The organism is candidate division WOR-1 bacterium RIFOXYB2_FULL_36_35 (assembly GCA_001771505.1).
Taxonomy (GTDB): domain Bacteria; phylum Margulisbacteria; class WOR-1; order XYC2-FULL-46-14; family XYC2-FULL-37-10; genus XYB2-FULL-36-35.
This window is the reverse complement of record MEUA01000014.1, coordinates 1-18,409: the sequence shown is the minus strand read 5'-3', so window position 1 is coordinate 18,409 and position 18,409 is coordinate 1. Positions and strand designations below refer to the sequence as shown.

Genomic DNA, 18,409 nt, shown 5'->3' with positions numbered 1-18,409 from the left:
AATGACGAAGCATTACGCAACCCATTACAATAAGTGCCGCAGTACAAAATCCATATTCTTCAGCTCCAAGAAGAGCGGCAATCGCAACATCGCGGCCTGTCCTCATCTGACCATCTGTTTGAAGCCTTACGCGTCCACGAAGATTATTTAAAACAAGTGTCTGATGTGTTTCTGAAATTCCAAGCTCCCAATAAGCTCCTGCATGTTTTATGGAACTAATTGGAGAAGCTCCTGTTCCACCATCTCCTCCGGAAATTAAAATCATATCGGCATGCCCTTTAGCTACCCCTGCCGCAACAGTTCCAACTCCGATTTCAGAAACAAGCTTAACACTTATTCTTGCTTGAGGATTTGTGTTTTTAAGGTCATAAATTAATTGCGCTAAATCTTCGATTGAATAAATATCGTGATGTGGCGGAGGAGATATTAGAGTAACTCCTGGAGTTGTGTATCGTGTCTTTGCAATAATTGCGCTTACTTTATGTCCTGGGAGCTGTCCGCCCTCCCCTGGTTTTGCGCCTTGTGCAATTTTAATTTGTATCTCATCCGCATTGACAAGATAATTCGCCGTAACGCCAAACCGCCCGGATGCAACCTGTTTGATTGCACTGCGGGCAGAATCTCCGTTTGGAAGAGGAATAAATCTTGCGGGATCTTCCCCCCCCTCTCCTGTATTCGATCGACCCCCAAGTCTGTTCATAGCAAAGGCAAGCGTCTCATGCGCCGCCCTGGAAATTGATCCAAAACTCATTGCTCCTGTCGCAAGCCGTTTGTAAATTGATTCGGCAGATTCAACGTCATCCATTGAAATCGGTTTTAACTCTGAAGAAAATTTTAACAGGCTTCTTAGCGTAACAGGGCTTTTTGATTGATCGTTAATAAGCCCTGAAAATTCTTTGTACTTGTTATAATCTCCACTTTTTGTAGCTTGCTGAAGAGTTGAAATAGTTTGCGGGTTCCAGAGGTGCGTTTCTCCATCTTTTTTCCATTGATAAACTCCGCCTGTAGCCAAAAATGGAGCATTAGAAATCTCACCTTCAAAAGCTGTTTTGTGCCTTAGAATTGTTTCTTTTGCAATAACATCGAATCCCGCCCCTCCAATTCTTGATGTTGTTCCGGTAAAACACTTTTCAATTACTTCACCTGAAATACCAAGTGCCTCAAAAATTTGCGCACCGCGATAACTGTTCAAGGTAGAAATTCCCATCTTGGACAATATTTTAAGAATGCCATGTTCTGCCGCATCTAAATAGTTGTAAAGAGCTTTATCGTAATCAAGCTTCAAATCCTTTTCTTCTACAAGCTGTGCAACAGCTGAATAAACAAGATACGGATTGATGCAATCGGCTCCGTAGCCAAACAAAAGGGCAAGATGATGAACTTCACGGGGTTCCGCGCTTTCTACGATGATTCCAATTTGTGTCCTTTTTGATTTTGCAACAAGATGCTGATGAACAGCGCTAACAGCGACAAGCGCGGGGAGAGCCGCTTTTTCTTTTTCAACTCCCTGATCAGATAAAACAACAAATGAAAATCCCTGTTCGATTGCCGCCTCTGTCTCTTTACAAATATTATCAATTGTTTTTACAAAGTTTCTTTCATTCTCTGCATCAAAAAGGATTGAGATTGTTTTTGTTTTAAATTTTTTATTATTTACACTCTTAATCTTTTCCAGCTCGTAATTGAGCAAAATCGGATGAATCACTTTTAATTTAGCACAATGCTCTGGCGTTTCATCAAGCATGTTTTTTTGCACGCCGATATATGTATTCAAGCTCATTACAAGCTCTTCCCTTATTGGATCAACAGGAGGATTTGTAACCTGTGCAAATAATTGTTTAAAATAATTATAAATTAACTGCGGTCTTTGGGATAAAACGGCAAGAGGGGTATCATTCCCCATAGAACCGATCGGTTCTTTCCCCGTCTCCGCCATCGGTTTTATTATGACCTTTAAATCTTCGCGGGTATAACCGAAGGCTTTGAGGCTGGTTTGGAGATCGTCTCCCTGTTGGGGTGGATCGCCTTGTTGGGGTGGATCACGATCCACCCCAACGCCTGCCAAATCGATATTATCAATATCGACAAGATTATCTTTCAACCATTTTCCATACGGTTTTGAGCTCGCAACAGTATTTTTAATTTCATTGTTATCGATTATTCTTCCCTCTTCCGTATCAATAAAGAAAATCTTGCCAGGTTCAAGCCGGCCGGAGGTTTCAATGTCAGAAGGAGGAATATCCAAAACCCCCATTTCAGAAGCCATTACAACAAAGCCTTTTTTGGTAACAATGTATCTCGCTGGACGCAGTCCATTTCTATCGAGAAGCGCTCCGATGCGAGTTCCATCGGTTACGGCAATCGCGGCGGGGCCATCCCATGGTTCCATGAAACAGGCATGGTATTCATAGAAATCTTTTACTTTTTGATCCATAAGATCATTGTGTTCCCATGCGGGAGGGATTAACATCATAAGGGTATGAGGAAGAGATTTTCCTGAAAGAGAAATCATTTCAAGAACATTATCGAGCATTGCAGAATCAGATCCGCCCGGAACAATAATTGATTTTATTTTTTCAATGTCATCTCCAAATAATTCACTTTGTAAAAGACCTTCCTTTGCTTTCATCCAATTTACATTTCCGCGAAGGGTATTTATTTCGCCGTTATGAGCTAGAAAGCGGAAAGGTTGTGCAAGATCCCAGGTGGGAAATGTATTCGTACTGTATCTTGAATGAACCAAAGCCAAGCAACTTTTAACATCTTTGTCTTGCAGATCCAGGAAAAAGGCTTTTACCTGATAAGGCATGAGGAGCCCTTTGTATAGAAATGTTCTGCAGGACAAATTAGTAACATAAAAACATGATTTTTGTTTTATGTTGGAGTTTTTGACTGCGTTTTCGACTTGGCGGCGGATGACATATAATTTTCGTTCGAAGGTCATATCATCTTTGACCGTCGCTGTTGGAACGGTTCGCGAACCGTCCCAACAGCCTATAAATATCTGTTCAATAACCGGTTCTGTTTCACGCGCAGTTTCGCCAATTACAGAATTATCGACAGGAACAGATCTCCAGCCCAAAAGTTTTTGTCCTTCCTGCTTGATAAATTTTTCAAAAGCCTCTTTGCAAAATTTTCTCTCTTCTTTATCTTGCGGGAAAAAAACGAGGCCTGTACCATATTCGCCCTGATTTGGAAGAGAGATTTTTGACTCTTTCGCAACTTTTTTAAAAAATTCGTGCGGAATTTGGATGAGAATCCCTGCGCCATCGCCTGTTTTTGGATCTGCGCCAACAGCACCGCGGTGTGTTAATCTTTCCAAGACTTCAAGCCCGGCAGAGACAATGTCGTTGGATTTTTTCCCTTTTACATCAACAACAAACCCGACTCCACAGCTATCATGCTCAAATTGAGGATCATAAAGACCCTGTTTATTGGGAAACCCGTTACTAATAAGAAACAACTCCTAACATTATAAAGGCGGGATGCAGGTTTAACCCCCAAATCCCGCCTTTTATTTCGTTTAATTATAACTTTTTATTACAAAATTGGCAAATATTTTTATCTATAAAGTTTCACTTGAAATTCTTTCTTAGGAAAAATCTACCTTTTGCAAACACACTCTTCACGACAAGCAAAGGTAAAGGGGCAAAAATACAAGGTTTTATTTTTATTTGTCCTCGACAAGGCGAAGCGCGATGTTGCGGAATCGACGCATTGGGTTGGCGCGACCGAAATCGTCCGGGAGACGAAGAATAGAGGTTCGATCAGTAAACAGAGCTTCAGTCCATGTCCAATTTTTTCCTGATAAACGAACTCGGGCTTGCACCCACTCCGCTTCCTTTTGAACTCTGAATTTTCTGCCACTTAGAGTGCTTAACCGTTTGGCGAATTCTCTTCCATCCAGCAAACTTACATAGATTAGGCTTTTCCCTTCTTTTGAAGGATCATTAAGAACAGCTATAAGTTTATCCGCATTATGCCCTGTCGGTGTATAATCACCCATGACTTGCTTGAATAATTTAACTGTAACTTCTCCTTTCATAATGCTAACTTTATCAGAAATATCTATCATCTCCGGAATCTCTATCATACTTACATCTGTTTTCTGCTTACTCAACGCAAGTAAAATAGCGTGTAATCCCCCGCTTTTAATAGCTTGAGAAATGCGGCTTTTTGTAACAGGAAAACCAAACTCCTTAAGTTCAGAAATGAACTCTTCCGTAAGCTCAGAACCACTCTCTACGGCAATAACTTTAGTAAATAAGAGTTGAACATCTTTGCGTTCAACAATTTCAGGCAAAAGAAAAGAGATAACCTTTCTGCTAAACATAAATCCTCCTGGCATATTATTATTGATAAGAAACCTTGAAAATTTCACCACGATTATCCCAATCGTTGGGGTATATAGGGCACTCGTGCGCAGAAGAAGTAGTAGTTACAACTCTTTAATGAATCTTTTTACAAAAGAATCCAAATACTCATCATGAGAAAACGGCTTGCATGGCAATTCGTTCGGCGTTAAATCCAGAAGTTTAGGTTCCCATGTAGGCAGATGTTTTGGATTAATAATGATTAAGAAGCAGATTTAAATTTCTATATTTTTGATTTCCAGCGCCTTACATATTTTAAATAATGTTTTAAAGGTAATATTTTTACGGCCTTCTTCAATCAAAGAAACATCCGACTGATTAATTTGCGCAGAACAAGCTAAATCTTTTTGGCTTAAGCCTTTGGCAATTCTCGATTTTTTTACTGATTTTCCAAACTTTAAAAACGATGACAGAGGCATTCCTTTGGGCATTATTAACTTATCTGTCTTGCGATAAACAAGTTCTTCATATATTGTTTGCCACCAATCTCGGAAATCTGAAACAGGGTTAATTCTTCTCCAATAATTTCTTATTCTTGGCCAATGATTTATAAATCTTTCTTTTGAAATTAAAAAAAACAGCTCTTTTGGATCCTGACAGCGCGAAAGGATTGTAATTGTTTTATCAATAAACTGTGAATGCACAGGATTGTTTAAAATATTTTCTACCTCATTTAAAGCCCTTTTGTTTAATCCCCAGAAATATTTCGCGTAAATGGAAGACTTTGTATTCATGGCACAACCTCTTTGATGAAAATTTTTATTTCGTCTTCTAAATATAAAATCATTTGTTTAACATCAAATGCTTTATCATAAATTTCTAAACCCAATAGCTCAAGTTTTATGTGTTCTCTTGAAAAAGTACGGTACCAATGTATCATTCCTCTTTGCAATTGATTGGATAAATTTTTCAAGAAGAGATGAAGCGGCATTATTTTTTTTGAAAGCATATAAAGGTCAAAAACATCCCTTGCCTGCATTCTTCCTTCCATAATTTCTTTTCCAATATCGTCAGTTTCCGAATTTAAGCCTGCAATAGCTATAGTTTTTTGAATATAAATGTTCTCGGCACTATAAACCCTTACACATTGAAAGGTCTCTATTTTTGGCGTTTTAAAAAATACCTCTTGAACAAAATCAATTTTTAAGGGTCTTTCAAATCCATCAATTAAAACTGTATAAAACCGAACCTTTGCCTTTTGCGGCAAATCTAATTCATTTTCAAGCTGTAAAGGCACACCTAGTGTTTGCCTAAATTTCTTCACTAATGAATCTATCTCGTCAAGATTATATTCCGTTGAAAAAAAATCTAAATCAAAAGAAAACCTGTGGTGCAAATAATATAGCTCTAGCGCTGTGCCTCCGGCAAGCGCGAAATTTTTAGCAACATCAGAAAATGCTTTCAGGCATTTTAATTGCACTTCTCTAAGCTTCTTATCCATTCTTTCCTCTTTTTTATATATTATAATATATATTGTTTATATTGTATAATATATATCGAGGAAAAGCAAGAATATCTTGCATTTAATTCTATAAAATAAAACAAAAAGGGCAGGAAAAACTTCCCGCCCTTTTAAAATCAAACAAACAAATAGGGGTGCATTGCAATGCGCCCCTACCATTATTACAAAATCGGCAAATATCTCTTTAATTCATACTCTGATACTTGTATGCGATAATCATCCCATTCCTGTTTCTTTACAGCTATAAATCTTTCAAAAGCATGCTTGCCAAGCGCTTCCTTAAGAAGGTCGCTCTTTTCGGCAAGCGCAATAGCTTCGCCTAAACTTCCCGGAAGAGATTTAATTCCCTTTTCTGCTCTTTCTTCATCAGTTAAATGATAAAGATTAAGTTCCATTGGCTCTGGAAGTTTATATCCTTCCTCAATTCCTTTAAGCCCTGCCATAAGCATTACTGCAAACTGAAGATATGGATTCCCTGATGGATCAGGGCAACGAAGTTCCATACGAGTAGCCGCCTCTTTACCAGGCTGGTAGCCAGGGACGCGGATAAGCGCCGATCTGTTCTTAACTGACCATGCAATATAAACAGGGGCTTCATATCCTGGAACCAATCTCTTGTATGAATTTACATTTGAAGCAAGGACTGCGATAATTTCTGGGATATGCTTTAAAATACCTGCAATGTAAGACTTACCTACTTCTGATAAATGAGATTTATCTTTGCCATCGTAAAACGCATTTACTTTTCCTTTAAACAAAGATTGGTGAACATGCATTCCTGATCCATTTTGTCCAAAAATAGGCTTTGGCATAAATGTGGCATGAACGCCATTCATTGTTGCGATTTCTTTAACCGTCAACTTGTATGTAATAGTCTGATCGGCCATCTTTAAGCCGTCATCATATCTCATGTCAATTTCGTGCTGTGAAGGAGCCACTTCGTGGTGAGAATATTCTACTTTAACCCCCAATTTTCTAAGTGCAAGAATTGTTTCCCTTCTTAAATCAGAGGCCATATCAAGTGGAGAAAGGTCGAAATATCCGCCTGTATCTATGATTTCTGTCCCTTGCGCGGTTTTAAAGTAAAAATATTCAAGCTCTGGCCCTACATAAAAATGGTCAAATCCCATCTTTTCCATCTTAGCCAAAGCTCTTTTTAAAATATATCGTGGATCCCCTTCATAAGGCTTGTGAGTTCCTTCGGCCGGCTGAAGAATGTCGCAAATCATTCTTGCAACTGCTTTATCTTTTGGTCTCCAAGGAAGGATCGCAAAAGTATTTGGATCAGGCATAGCAATCATATCTGACTCTTCTATGTCTTGAAATCCTGTAATAGATGATCCGTCAAATCCCATTCCTTGAGTAAACGCATTCTCCAGTTCATCAGGAGCAATCGCAAAACTTTTCAAAACACCATTGATATCCGTAAACCATAACCTTATAAACTCAATATTATTTTCCTTAACCTGCCTTAAAACATCTTCCTTCGTTATCGCCATTTACTTTCCTCCTTAACTTTCTATTTTTTTACCACCCTTTTAAAACATTCTAACATCAACTATTTTTAAAATCAATTTTTAACATCCTCCTCCTTCTTTATTAATAAGTCGTCTCTCCATGATAGGCAAGATCAAGCCCCACGTCTTCTTCAGATTCTTTTGACCTCAGAGAAAATAATGTATCTACAACTTTTGCCAAAAAATAAGTCCCCACAAAAGAGAAAAGAACAACTATCAGGACTGCAAAAATTTGAATGCCAAAGAATCCAGGATTTCCAAAGAAAAGGCCATCATTTCCTGTCGCATTTATTGCTTTTTGGGCAAAAAGGCCAAGCGCCAAAGTTCCCCAAATGCCACCAATTCCATGGCATGCAAAAACATCAAGCGATTCATCAAGCCCTACTTTTAATCTGAAAATAATCATATAGTAAGAAAGCGTTGCCGCAACAACTCCAATAATTAAAGCAGAAAGTGGGCTGATAAATCCGGAAGCCGGAGTTACTGCCGCCAAACCAACAATGGCTCCCGTTGAAAAGCCCAAAAGGCTCGGTCGTTTATGCATCCAGTTAAGTAGCATCCAGGTAAGAGCGGCCGATGCCCCTGCAGCGTTTGTTGCAACAACTGCGGAAACAGCAATCGAGCTGGCAGACAAAGCAGATCCTCCGTTAAATCCAAACCATCCAAACCATAAAAGAAAAGCACCCAGAACCGTTAGAGGAATATTCGACGGCTCCATAGGAGTTTTGCCATATCCTTTGCGTTTTCCAATTACTAGAGCAACAGCAAGAGCCGAAATCCCGGCTGTAATATGGACAACAATCCCTCCGGCAAAATCAAGAGCACCCATAGCGCGAAGCCAACCGCCAATTCCCCAAACCCAATGGGCAACAGGAGCGTAGATAAAAGTTACCCACAAAAGGGAAAAGAGTAAAAAGCTTGGGAATTTTATCCTTTCGACAAAAGCTCCGGTTATAAGAGCCGGAGTAATTACTGCAAATGCTAATTGAAAAAACATAAACAACAAATGGGGAATCGTTGGAGCATATCCTTCATGAACCGTAGCTCCCACCCCATTTAGCCCCAGCCAATTTAATCCACCAATTATTCCCGCATGATCTGTACCAAAAGAGAGTGAATATCCGTAAAGCATCCATTGAACAGTAATTAATGCGAGCATTACAACTGATAACATAAGGGTTGATAGAATGTTTTTCTTTCTTACCATCCCCGCGTAGAAAAATCCGAGGGCGGGGGTCATTAAAATTACTAAAGCTGTGGAAATTAAAACCCAGGCGGTATCTCCCGAATTTATCATAATGCCTTATCCCCCCTTTCGCCGGTGCGGACTCTTACTATATTATCTATAGAAGAAATGAAGATTTTTCCATCTCCAGGTTGTCCAGTTTTTGATGCTGTTTCAATGGCTTTTATTGCTCTCTCCAAATCAAATTCGTCAACAACCAGTTCTACTTTAAGCTTTGGAAGAAATTCAACGCGATATTCCCCAGCACGCCATTCAAGCAAAATCCCTTTTTGCGAGCCTCTCCCCTTGACTTCTGTTACAGTCATTCCTATAAACCCCTCTTTTTCAAGAGCAATCCGAACTTCTTCAAGTTTTTCAATTCGTATAACCGCTTCGATTTTTTTAAAGCTCATTTTTGCCTACACCTCCAAAAATTGCAAAAAGACAGACCTTTCCCCTCATTCAATACTAATTCTAGCAATTTTTACTCCCAAAATTTTTTATCGCGCTTAATAGAAATTTCATAAAAGAGGGACATATATGCGTACAATTTTGTAAAAACTAAACGCCGTTATTACATTTTTGTAATAAAATAGACTTATATCCTTTACTCGTCGTTCTGCTTGTTTGGTACGAGATCAGTGTTGCCAAGTGTTCAAAAAATTGACAAGCTATTTTGTTCGTTTGGGCAACCAGATATAATCAATGTTATAATTGTTATATGCAAATTATTGAAAACATAATAACAGTAAAAGAGATTAAAGAAATGGCTTCAAAAATGTTTGGGAATATGGTGAAAGCCGTTGTTGATGTAGAGGAAGGAATTATGGCAATTAATGCTGGGCTTCATGCGGACGAAGAAGCCCTTCTTATTGAAAAAGGATCCAACAATTCCAATCTATGGGGAATAAATTTATATCCGGATCTCTATGGAACAGAGTCTTTTATTGAATTTGATTCAATGATAAACCTCCGTCCCATTCAAGGCAACAAAACAAGATATGTTGATGATATAAAAATCAGAGAAAAAATCATTGCAATAATTAATGGGCTCGTCAAAAATGAATAACTACCAACACAAAGATTTGGCAGATGGCAGATGGGCTTCTCTCTCTTTTTTCGAACAAATGGCAAACATTGGCAGTGAGGTTATCCGTTCAATAAACTGGAAAAACAAAGGCAACAAAGAATTTTCAGACTTATCATTTGAAAGAGCTTTAGAGCTTTTTGATTTAACAATTTCAGACAAAAAAAACATCAAACGGCTCAAAGAAGTAACAAGAGCAAGAGAATTGTTTGTAGACTATCTGGCATTTGACAATATATACCAATCCACTGATGATTTTTTGAAAAACTACTTTTATCCATTCAATTATGCTGCGAATCTTCATAAATAAAAATTCCTTTTTGGCATCGCCTAACCCCTACGATGATAATCGGGGTTAACTTGAAATTTTCCGCAAAACGATAAGATATCACTTTATGGAGGAACAATATGGTTGCAAGTCTAATGGCAATAGTTTCACCAAGCCCGAGAATAGAACCGCCCCCTATTAGGCCTGCGGAGTCGCTCGCTCCCTTTGAGCACAAAAGAAGAATGGCTATTGTTGTAGAATGTGTGCCCCAAATAAAAAGGATCTGCCACCAGATGCTAAGCACTACAAATCTTCCCTACGAAACGAGAGAAGACATTGTAGCAGGCGCTTTGGAAAAAGTTTTTCTTTTCATGAGAAATGTATCTCCCAGTAAGTTGTCAGGGATTGAAAATATTCATGCTTTTTTAAATGAAACTGCGAGAATGAAAACTCGTGAGTTAATAAGAACTTATTCAACTCTCCAAAAACATTTCACTCCTTTCCCAGTAGAGGAAAGGCAGGAGCTCTTAAGTCAATCCTACCCCCCAGACTTTGAGACACGTCTAGACGCCCCAAAATATCTCGAAATATTTAGGGGCGTAATTAATGCTCTTCATCAAGAAGAGAGGAACATAGCTGAACTGTACTTTTTAAAAGGATTGCCACAAAATACAATCGCAATAAGCTTCGGGAAAAAAGAATCCCATATTTCTCGAACAATAGCAAGAATTTTAAAAAAAATAAGCTCCGCACAAAGAAAGCATGGTTATCTATAAGGCTTAAAGCTTTGTCGGCTTAGGAACAAAGTTCTTGAGTTTAATTATGTATGATTTATAATATGAAAATAGTGAAAATTGCGCAACAGGATATGCCGGCACAAGCTAGAAAAAATTTTTCCATATAAAAGGGGAGGCAAAAAATATGTCATTAGACTATTTTGCAAAATTATTGACAAAAGAAGATGAGGATAAATTAAAAAAAGATATAACAAAGGAGAAGCTCGGTCATCTTTTTGACCAATATCTTTCAGAAGAAAAATTACAAATTGGATTATCAACCGATGCCTGGATATTCTCCGCTATCAACTTATACTTGGCAACACAAGGATGTTATCCTGAAAGAGGGTCTTTATTGGGGCAAGCCCTTGTTAAGAAAAATGACTTTCTAGAATTTATTATGCCTCATGACGAGGCAGGAGTTGTTTTAAATAAAATACAAAATATTCACGCAGAAAATGATGGGAATTTTATAAATTTTTTAAAAGAGACTTTCAATAAATGGGAAAAAGAAGGTTATGCGGAGACAGCAGAAGAATATCTTGAAGATTATCTTGAAGGCATTCAATCCCTTAAAGTCTTTATTGAAAAATGCTCAAAAGAAGGGAAGGGGCTGATAGTTCTTATCCCTTATTAATTCACCTCAATAAAAACCCTAAAAAGAGAACAACTCGATTCACAGTAGCATTTTGATATTCATAAGATGTTCAGCAACTCTTCTACAAATCATTACGGGTTGGAAGTTAGACCGTTTAAAAGATGGCTCTGCGCGGAGGGCTATATAACGAGACTAAATTTTATTTTTGATTTTAATGATTACACCTTCAGGAAATATGCGGCTTAAGCTTTTATCTTTTAACTTTTTTGGAATATCTTCTTTGTAAACTAAACCTAAAAGTTCATATTCTCCTTCAAATACAACAAATTTTGCAACTCCAGATTTTATTGGAACTTTATTTTTATCAAAAACATCAAACCATATTGAAAACTTTGGGACGGCAACCCCAACTTTTCTCGGTGGACCAATCATTTCTATCTTTGCATTATAAAAAGAAGCATCTAATTTTGTTTCTTTTAAAATAATTTTTTCCAACTTGTTTGAATCTGATTTTTCAATTTTTATGGTATCGATTAGCGGAGAGTAACCATTCATTATGTTTAATGAAAACAAATAAAAGCATCCCAAAATTGTGGCGCTTATTACAAATATAAGAAAAAATAAAAATTTTATTGTTTTCATATTTATTTGTCGAATTATAGCCCTTTGAAAGCTTAATTATACAATGGCAATTCTATCATGGATACGATATTATTAAAATTGCATTTTTTTACTATTTCGCTTATCTTTATTGCAAGCTCTTGCCGGATTATTTTTAAGTATTGCATTACTACAAGGAGACCAGCATACTCTGCTCAAGGAGATTTTTGTATTAACGATAATTTTATTTTTGAGATTGGGGGGAAAAAGAAATCATTCAAACAGATCAAAGACATTGATAATTCCTATTTAGCAATTGATAAAGTCGAATCTGGGATTAGAAACAAAATTCCACTTTGGTTTTTCGGGTTTTTATACTAAAATCTTAAATAAACACATGGCAACTTACATATCAATCCTCCGCGGAATAAATGTCAGCGGGCAAAAAAAGATAAAAATGGAGGCACTAAAAGCCCTTTATGAATCCCTTGGTTTAAAAAACATCATAGTTTATATCCAAAGCGGCAATGTAATTTTTGAATCAAAAGAGACAGACATAAAAAAACTTACTATAAAAATCGAGAAAAGAATAAAGACTTCATTTGGATTTGATGTTGTTGTTTTTATAAAATCCAAAAATGATCTTCAGAAAATATTTAGTAAAAATCCTTTCACAAAAAAAGATCCAAAAAGCATCTATATCACATTCTTGTCAGATATTCCGGAAAATATCCCAACCGAGGAAATTAACAGAGTAAAAGATAAATCAGAAGAATTTGTCTTTTTAGGAAAAGAAATTTTTCTTTTCTGCCCTAATGGCTATGGCCGAACAAAACTTTCTAACAATTTCTTTGAAGGAAAGTTAAAACTATCTGCTACTACAAGAAATTGGAATACTATAAATAAGTTATTACGCTTGCTAAGCATTAAAAACCGCAATATTATTTTCAATAAGAATGAGGCGCTTTTATGATAGAAGTCAAAGAAAGCATTGTTATAAAAACTACTCCTGAAAAAATTTGGAATTTTTTAATATCTTTGCATCAAAAAGACACATATAAAAAATGGCATCAAAAAGATCATATAATATTAAAAATTCTAAAAGGTAATGGTGCCGATATTGGTTCGATCTTTTATGCAGAAGAATACATTGGGAAACGCATTTTAAGGCTCAAATATAAACTTGTTAAGGCAGAATATCCCTTTTATTTAGAATATAAGCCTATTTTCCCATCATCAATCTTCGCAAACGGAATTGGTTCCTTCAAAATGGAACCTATTGATAACTTACAGACAAAATTTATCGCTTATATCAAAGTTGGCTTAAAACCAAAAATTATCGACTGGCTTTGGTGTAAAATAATCACAGTTTTTTTTAAGGAAGAAGATTTAGTCAAACATGTCAAAGAAGAAGGAGAAAACACTCGCAAGGTTTTAGAAAATCAAGAGTAAATCTTTATAAAAATAATTTGAGAATATATGAATTTAATAGGAAAAGCGACAATTCACCCATTATTCTTTTATAGTGGCAAAATACTAGGATATGTTCTATGGATTATTTACTTGCTCTCTCTTTTTAATATAATAACCAATAATCCGCCGTTTAATTTTTTAAAGATCATACCATATGTATTATCAATAATAGGATTAGCACTTGTTCTTATAAGCATGATAAATTTAGGTCGTTCAACAAGATTAGGGCTTCCAGATGAAAATACAATATTTAAATCCAATGGTTTATATCAATTAAGCAGAAACCCCATGTATCTTGGCTTTAATTTTTTCACCATATCAGCGATTGTTTTCACATGGAATTTTTTTATTGCTCTAAGTGGGATTTATAGCATAATAATATATCACTTTATAATTATCGGAGAAGAAAAATTTTTAGAGCAAGCGTTTGGTAGTAAATATATTGAATACAAAAAAAGAGTAAGGAGATATATTTAATAGCTTTCCTTACCCCAAAATGCTAAAATATTTTTCCAATGAAAAAAATATTGATTTTTATTCCTCTTTTTCTAATCCTGCTATTCAATTGCGGGATATGCAAAAAACTTAAGGCTCCAAATAAATAAAAAGCATTCCCTCAAAGGATCCCCCCTCAAGCTCTTGCCGGATTATTGCCGGATTATTTTTAAAATGGTATAATTCCAATTAAGGATGTACAAACCGAATTATAAAATAACTCCCATAATCACCCAGCAAACAGCTTTAATATCTTCAGCAAGAGAAGTGATTTTAAATTCTCCTCTTCTTCCTAAAATTGAAGGCCGCTTAAAAAGAGATGCTTTGATAAGCCGATATTCTACCTATAATAAGGTATGAAAATTGCTATAATAGGGGATGTATATGAAAAAGCTAATATTTGTTTTGATTCTCGTCACTTGTTTATTCTTTTTTGTTATGGGGTGCTCAAATCTTAACCAAAGTCAACCTTCTGCTTCAAGCTCAAATTATTACCCTCATGCGGATGGTAATAGATGGGAGTATGGTTGTGGTATTTATACAACAGGCGAGGGGCTTATAGAAGGGGCTTCTTCTATCAAAAGTTCATATTTTAGCGGGACAACTACACTTTCTAATGATGTTATTGTTCAAAATTTATATAGTATCTATAACTCTGTGTCAGGAGAAGGACTTGCAATTCAATCAATTCAAAAATTTTTAAAGCCATTTAGTTTAAAAGGTTATTCAGCAACATCGTATCCCCCTGCATATATTTTAGTAAACAATAACGGAGCATATTTTTATGGTAATGAGTTAGAGATAACAACAGAAGCAACTCTCATTATTCCTGTTTCTTTGAAAATTGGGGATAAATGGCAGGATTCTTTTGGTTTTACATGCGAGGCAATAGGATATGAAACAGTTACTGTTCCTGCTGGTGCTTTTGAAACTATAAAAATAAAAGCAGGTGAGGATCTCTATTGGTGGTATGCCGATGGCGCTGGCGCTGTAAAATGTCTTCTGGATAATATTGTTGTGTCTGTTCCATCTTTTGAATCATCAACAAATAGAATAATTTCTGTTCTAGTAAATGGTTATTACATCGAAGAATTAAAAAGTAGAAATTTCTAAAAAGGGAATCTGAAATATGTATAAAAAGTTTGGATTTTTAGTTTAAATTTTTTTTCTAGTTAATCCTTATATGTTAAAATAAAATTTATTTCTTAATCCCCGTCAAAAAGTCAACAGAAGAAGCAATTACTTCTGTAGCTTGTTGGAGAAAAACATAATCAATTTTATCAGGAGTATCACAAGGCCTATTAAAGCAGTCGTTTTGGTGCCGTAATTCATCAGGAGTATCTTCAGAAAATAATATTGTGGGAATCCCTTCTTCTCGAAATTCATCGTCATCACTTGCCTCCCCAGAAATAAAAGATAATCTCGTCTCAATAATACCATCCTTTGTTATTGCCTTTTCTATGTCTTTTGCCAATTTTGCAGCCTCTTTGGAATACATTATATCCAAATTTTCAAGGGGGGCACCCTCTTCGTCAGACTTATTATTTCCAACCATATCAACGATTATTACCCCACCAATTTTTAATTTTTCTTCCGTGGACATCTGCCCCAGATAATATTTACTGCCTAAATTACCAAGCTCCTCTCCCACAAAAAAAACAATTTCCAAAGTAAACTCAGGTTTGCTTTTAGAAAAAAGCCTTACAACTTCAAGTAAAACAGCAACTCCTGAAGCATTATCATTTGCGCCATGACCTTTTGAATCATAATGTGCTCCAAGAATAATTTTTTTACTGCTACTACGCCCCGGAATTCTTACAATTATATTACTAACTTCTTTTCCTTTAGGAGATGCGGGCAAACAAAATATTCGGTCAAATATTATTATGGGTTTCCCCTGAATTTCAATTTTTATTTTATCCGAAGCTTCCCCCTGCCTACAAGCCGAAGTAATAGAAAAATTATTTTTTATGCCATCTGGAAGTCTCCGTTCAACTACAAAATTTTGAGCATAAAAACTATAGCCATAGTCTGTTAATTTTTGTGTAATATAATCCTTGGCCTTTTTAATTCCGTCCATATTGGAAGCATAGGCGCTACGCTCCCCTATAGCGGACAAGGCTTCTATGTGGTGTCTTAAATTTTCAGGACTTACCCCTTCTTCCTCTTCCAATATTTTTGTAGCGCCTAAAGGCACTAAAAAAACAGTCGCAAAAGGAAGAGGGGCAGGTATAGAATTATCCATTTTGATAAGCATCCTTTTATACCGGCGATGACACTCTTTTTCTCTCTATGTCTTATTTTATCGTAATAAACTATATTTTTCTTGCTACAACAACTTAAAATCAAAATACTGTTAAATTTTCTTCAACTTGTATTTTTGATCTTCTATACAACGCAAATCCCTGAAATCCCCCTCTCAAAAAAGCTGATAAAAAGGTAAGCATAGTTTAGCTCCACGAGACTTTTGTTAATTACCTTCAAATATAATCTAAAATACAAGCCAGAAAAAAGTCAGCAGCAAGAAGATTTAGTTGCTTCCTATAAAAACACGATTCAGTTCTTTGCGCTGTTGTGATAAAATAAAAAATTAGAGGGATCAAAGAAAATGCCACTGCCTCAATATTTTAAATCAATATTATGGTTTGCTGATTTTAGAAAAATTTCTTTAAAAAAAGATAAAGATATTATCCTGTTTCAAGCTTTAGAAAAGGGAAGAATGGAACATTTAAAATACTTAGCTAAAAAATTAGGTTCTAAAGTTATTTGCAACTTTGCCCAAAAAAATGCCCATAGATTTAGCCGCAAAAGCATATTACCGTTTGTTAAAGTGATGTTCTCAGGAAATTGATAATGAAAGATAAAATAATTTTGGAAATTTTAGACAAAAAAAGACAAAGCATCTTTAAAGAGTTGACAGCCCTTTTTCAGGATAAGAAGTACTATTTGGCAGGAGGAACCGCCTTAGCCCTGCAAATAGGCCATAGGGAATCTTTTGATTTCGACATTTTTAGGAACAAAGAAATCACTTTTCATTCTAAAAATAAAATCCTTAGATATTTTAGCAAAAATCATTTAATCAAAACGTTGGTTGATACCTCTGATGAATTGAGCGTTGTTTTAGATGATGAGATAAAAATTACCGTTCTGAATTATTTCTGGGATCCGATTTTCCCTTCAATAAAAAGCCGAGATTTCATTCCTTTGCTTTCGATAAAAGATATAGCCTGTACAAAAGCATATGCATTGGGAAGGCGAGGAAATTATAGGGACTATTTTGACTTATATATTATCATCAAAGATGGCTATGCAAGTATCTGGGAAATAATAAAATGGTGCAAAAAAAAATATGGAGATATTTTTAGTGAAAGGATGTTTTTGGAGCAGCTTACATACTTGGAAGATATAGAAAAAAATGAGCATTTAAAGTTTTTAAAAGAAAAATATGTTTCACCAAAATTTTTAGCCAAGTTTTTCAAGAAAAAATTGGAGATTAGTTTTTTAAACCAATCTCCAATCGCTACTTTCTAATATCCAATTTCTAGATCGCCTTACCCCCCGCTCCCCCCATCCTAACCCATACCTTTTTGTGTTAATATAAAATGACCTATGTAAAATGACTACTTACAGGAGTGAGAGAAAATGAGAATGAAAGCTTCCGAATTCAAAGCAAAATGCTTAGATGTGATGGATAAGGCACACAATTATTATGAGGAAATAATAATAACAAAGCATGGACATGATGTCGCCATGCTTGTGCCTGTCCTTTCCCCTCCAGCCAAATCAATATTTGGTTTTTTGAAAGGTTCTGTAAAAATCAAGGACAATATAGTAAGACCACAAAAGGAAAAATGGGAAGCGGATAAAAATGGATAATGAGATTTTGATATCTGGGTTAAGGCAAGGATGGAACGCACTCTTCACGACAAGCAGAGGTAAAGAAGTAAAAAACACAAGCTTTAAACTAGCAAGTCCTTGGCAAAGCGGACACCGGACTCCTCGTCCTGATCCTCGGCATCGCCAACGTATCGAGAAGTACTATGTAAGTTGACTTCAATGTTGCTGTCCCACGAACCGCCTCGTATCATCACTTGGACTTCATTGCTATATTCCTCGTGACAAGAGTCGCTCATCCATTGCCAAACAGTTCCTATTAATCCAAGGAAGCCTTCCCCTGTCTTCTTTAACTTAGTCACATCGCTTGTTCCACCGCCCGAACCTATGACCGCGACAATTCTGTTCTCGTTATCATCAATGGGCATTATATTATCTGGATATTTTTTCCCATCCGTACCAGCAGCAGCTCTCTCCCACTCTTGTTCTGTTGGAAGCCTTAATCCTAACAGGGAAGCTAATGCTGTTGCCTCTGTATGACTAAGAAATACCATAGGAGAATTGGCCTTGCCCTCATCAGTCTCTTCAATAGAAACTGCAAGCGATTTTTCCAATCGAGCTTGTGGGTTTTCGATAATATCAGCTAGATCAGGCACTAATTCAATTATTTTTGCAAATTGTCCATTAGTAAGCGGCGTTTC

Annotated in this window: 21 protein-coding genes and 1 pseudogene; 12 read left to right on the top strand and 10 right to left on the bottom strand. The window is 36.2% G+C overall.

The annotated features are described in order from the left end of the window. The 7 genes from A2290_00150 to A2290_00120 all read right to left on the bottom strand — a co-directional run. Positions 1 to 3,463, bottom strand: a 3,463-nt coding sequence (locus A2290_00150; protein OGC16084.1) for a glutamate synthase subunit alpha, incomplete at its 3' end; no start/stop codon positions are given. Positions 3,464 to 3,670: 207 nt separating this feature from the next. Beyond that, complete coding sequence (locus A2290_00145) at positions 3,671 to 4,333, bottom strand: hypothetical protein (protein ID OGC16083.1); 663 nt, start codon at positions 4,331 to 4,333, stop codon at positions 3,671 to 3,673. 255 nt (positions 4,334 to 4,588) lie between these two features. After that, on the bottom strand, positions 4,589 to 4,804 hold the full coding sequence (locus A2290_00140) for a hypothetical protein (GenBank protein OGC16086.1): 216 nt from the start codon (positions 4,802 to 4,804) through the stop codon (positions 4,589 to 4,591). Positions 4,805 to 5,103: 299 nt separating this feature from the next. Further along, complete coding sequence (locus A2290_00135) at positions 5,104 to 5,814, bottom strand: hypothetical protein (GenBank protein OGC16082.1); 711 nt, start codon at positions 5,812 to 5,814, stop codon at positions 5,104 to 5,106. A 182-nt stretch (positions 5,815 to 5,996) separates the two neighbouring features. After that, positions 5,997 to 7,334: a glutamine synthetase gene (locus A2290_00130; GenBank protein ID OGC16081.1), complete on the bottom strand. Its 1,338-nt coding sequence runs from the start codon at positions 7,332 to 7,334 to the stop codon at positions 5,997 to 5,999. A gap of 100 nt (positions 7,335 to 7,434) precedes the next feature. After that, the gene (locus A2290_00125; protein ID OGC16085.1) at positions 7,435 to 8,646 is read right to left on the bottom strand and encodes an ammonia channel protein; all 1,212 of its coding nucleotides are present in this window, start codon (positions 8,644 to 8,646) and stop codon (positions 7,435 to 7,437) included. Continuing rightward, positions 8,646 to 8,990: a transcriptional regulator gene (locus A2290_00120; GenBank protein ID OGC16080.1), complete on the bottom strand. Its 345-nt coding sequence runs from the start codon at positions 8,988 to 8,990 to the stop codon at positions 8,646 to 8,648. Before A2290_00120 ends, A2290_00125 begins: the two co-directional genes overlap by 1 nt. Before the next feature lie 308 nt (positions 8,991 to 9,298). Here A2290_00120 and A2290_00115 point away from each other — a divergent pair, with 308 nt between their 5' ends. The 4 genes from A2290_00115 (at position 9,299) to A2290_00100 (ending at position 11,345) form a co-directional block, all read left to right on the top strand. After that, positions 9,299 to 9,646: a hypothetical protein gene (locus A2290_00115; GenBank protein OGC16079.1), complete on the top strand. Its 348-nt coding sequence runs from the start codon at positions 9,299 to 9,301 to the stop codon at positions 9,644 to 9,646. After that, the gene (locus A2290_00110; GenBank protein OGC16078.1) at positions 9,624 to 9,974 is read left to right on the top strand and encodes a hypothetical protein; all 351 of its coding nucleotides are present in this window, start codon (positions 9,624 to 9,626) and stop codon (positions 9,972 to 9,974) included. Before A2290_00115 ends, A2290_00110 begins: the two co-directional genes overlap by 23 nt. 98 nt (positions 9,975 to 10,072) lie before the next feature. Next, complete coding sequence (locus A2290_00105; protein OGC16077.1) at positions 10,073 to 10,708, top strand: hypothetical protein; 636 nt, start codon at positions 10,073 to 10,075, stop codon at positions 10,706 to 10,708. 145 nt (positions 10,709 to 10,853) lie between these two features. Continuing rightward, positions 10,854 to 11,345, top strand: coding sequence for a hypothetical protein (locus tag A2290_00100; protein ID OGC16076.1), 492 nt, complete (start codon positions 10,854 to 10,856; stop codon positions 11,343 to 11,345). A gap of 153 nt (positions 11,346 to 11,498) precedes the next feature. Here A2290_00100 and A2290_00095 read toward each other — a convergent pair whose 3' ends face one another. Continuing rightward, the gene (locus A2290_00095; GenBank protein ID OGC16075.1) at positions 11,499 to 11,948 is read right to left on the bottom strand and encodes a hypothetical protein; all 450 of its coding nucleotides are present in this window, start codon (positions 11,946 to 11,948) and stop codon (positions 11,499 to 11,501) included. 57 nt (positions 11,949 to 12,005) lie between these two features. On the opposite strand from A2290_00095, the gene A2290_00090 reads away from it, so the two are divergent. The 5 genes from A2290_00090 to A2290_00070 all read left to right on the top strand — a co-directional run bounded on the left by A2290_00090 (position 12,006) and on the right by A2290_00070 (position 14,987). Further along, the gene (locus A2290_00090) at positions 12,006 to 12,287 is read left to right on the top strand and encodes a hypothetical protein (GenBank protein ID OGC16074.1); all 282 of its coding nucleotides are present in this window, start codon (positions 12,006 to 12,008) and stop codon (positions 12,285 to 12,287) included. Between the two features lie 16 nt (positions 12,288 to 12,303). After that, a complete protein-coding gene (locus A2290_00085; protein OGC16073.1) occupies positions 12,304 to 12,879 on the top strand; it encodes a hypothetical protein in 576 nt (191 codons plus the stop codon). Next, positions 12,876 to 13,358, top strand: a complete 483-nt coding sequence (locus A2290_00080) for a hypothetical protein (GenBank protein ID OGC16072.1) — start codon at positions 12,876 to 12,878, stop codon at positions 13,356 to 13,358. Before A2290_00085 ends, A2290_00080 begins: the two co-directional genes overlap by 4 nt. Positions 13,359 to 13,385: 27 nt before the next feature. Next, positions 13,386 to 13,856, top strand: a complete 471-nt coding sequence (locus A2290_00075; GenBank protein OGC16071.1) for a hypothetical protein — start codon at positions 13,386 to 13,388, stop codon at positions 13,854 to 13,856. Between the two features lie 402 nt (positions 13,857 to 14,258). Then, positions 14,259 to 14,987: a hypothetical protein gene (locus A2290_00070; protein ID OGC16070.1), complete on the top strand. Its 729-nt coding sequence runs from the start codon at positions 14,259 to 14,261 to the stop codon at positions 14,985 to 14,987. Between the two features lie 85 nt (positions 14,988 to 15,072). On the opposite strand, the gene A2290_00065 is transcribed toward A2290_00070, so the two are convergent. Next, complete coding sequence (locus A2290_00065; protein ID OGC16069.1) at positions 15,073 to 16,131, bottom strand: hypothetical protein; 1,059 nt, start codon at positions 16,129 to 16,131, stop codon at positions 15,073 to 15,075. A gap of 351 nt (positions 16,132 to 16,482) precedes the next feature. Here A2290_00065 and A2290_00060 point away from each other — a divergent pair, with 351 nt between their 5' ends. The 3 genes from A2290_00060 (at position 16,483) to A2290_00050 (ending at position 17,750) form a co-directional block, all read left to right on the top strand. Next, entirely contained in the window at positions 16,483 to 16,725 is a 243-nt protein-coding gene (locus tag A2290_00060; GenBank protein OGC16068.1) for a hypothetical protein, read from the top strand. Between the two features lie 2 nt (positions 16,726 to 16,727). Continuing rightward, positions 16,728 to 17,405 carry a hypothetical protein gene (locus A2290_00055; GenBank protein OGC16067.1) on the top strand — a complete coding sequence of 226 codons (678 nt, stop codon included), beginning with the start codon at positions 16,728 to 16,730 and terminating at the stop codon, positions 17,403 to 17,405. Positions 17,406 to 17,516: 111 nt separating this feature from the next. After that, positions 17,517 to 17,750 carry a hypothetical protein gene (locus tag A2290_00050; protein OGC16066.1) on the top strand — a complete coding sequence of 78 codons (234 nt, stop codon included), beginning with the start codon at positions 17,517 to 17,519 and terminating at the stop codon, positions 17,748 to 17,750. A gap of 83 nt (positions 17,751 to 17,833) precedes the next feature. Here the strand turns inward: A2290_00050 and A2290_00045 are convergent. Next, a pseudogene (locus A2290_00045) lies at positions 17,834 to 18,409 on the bottom strand (hypothetical protein).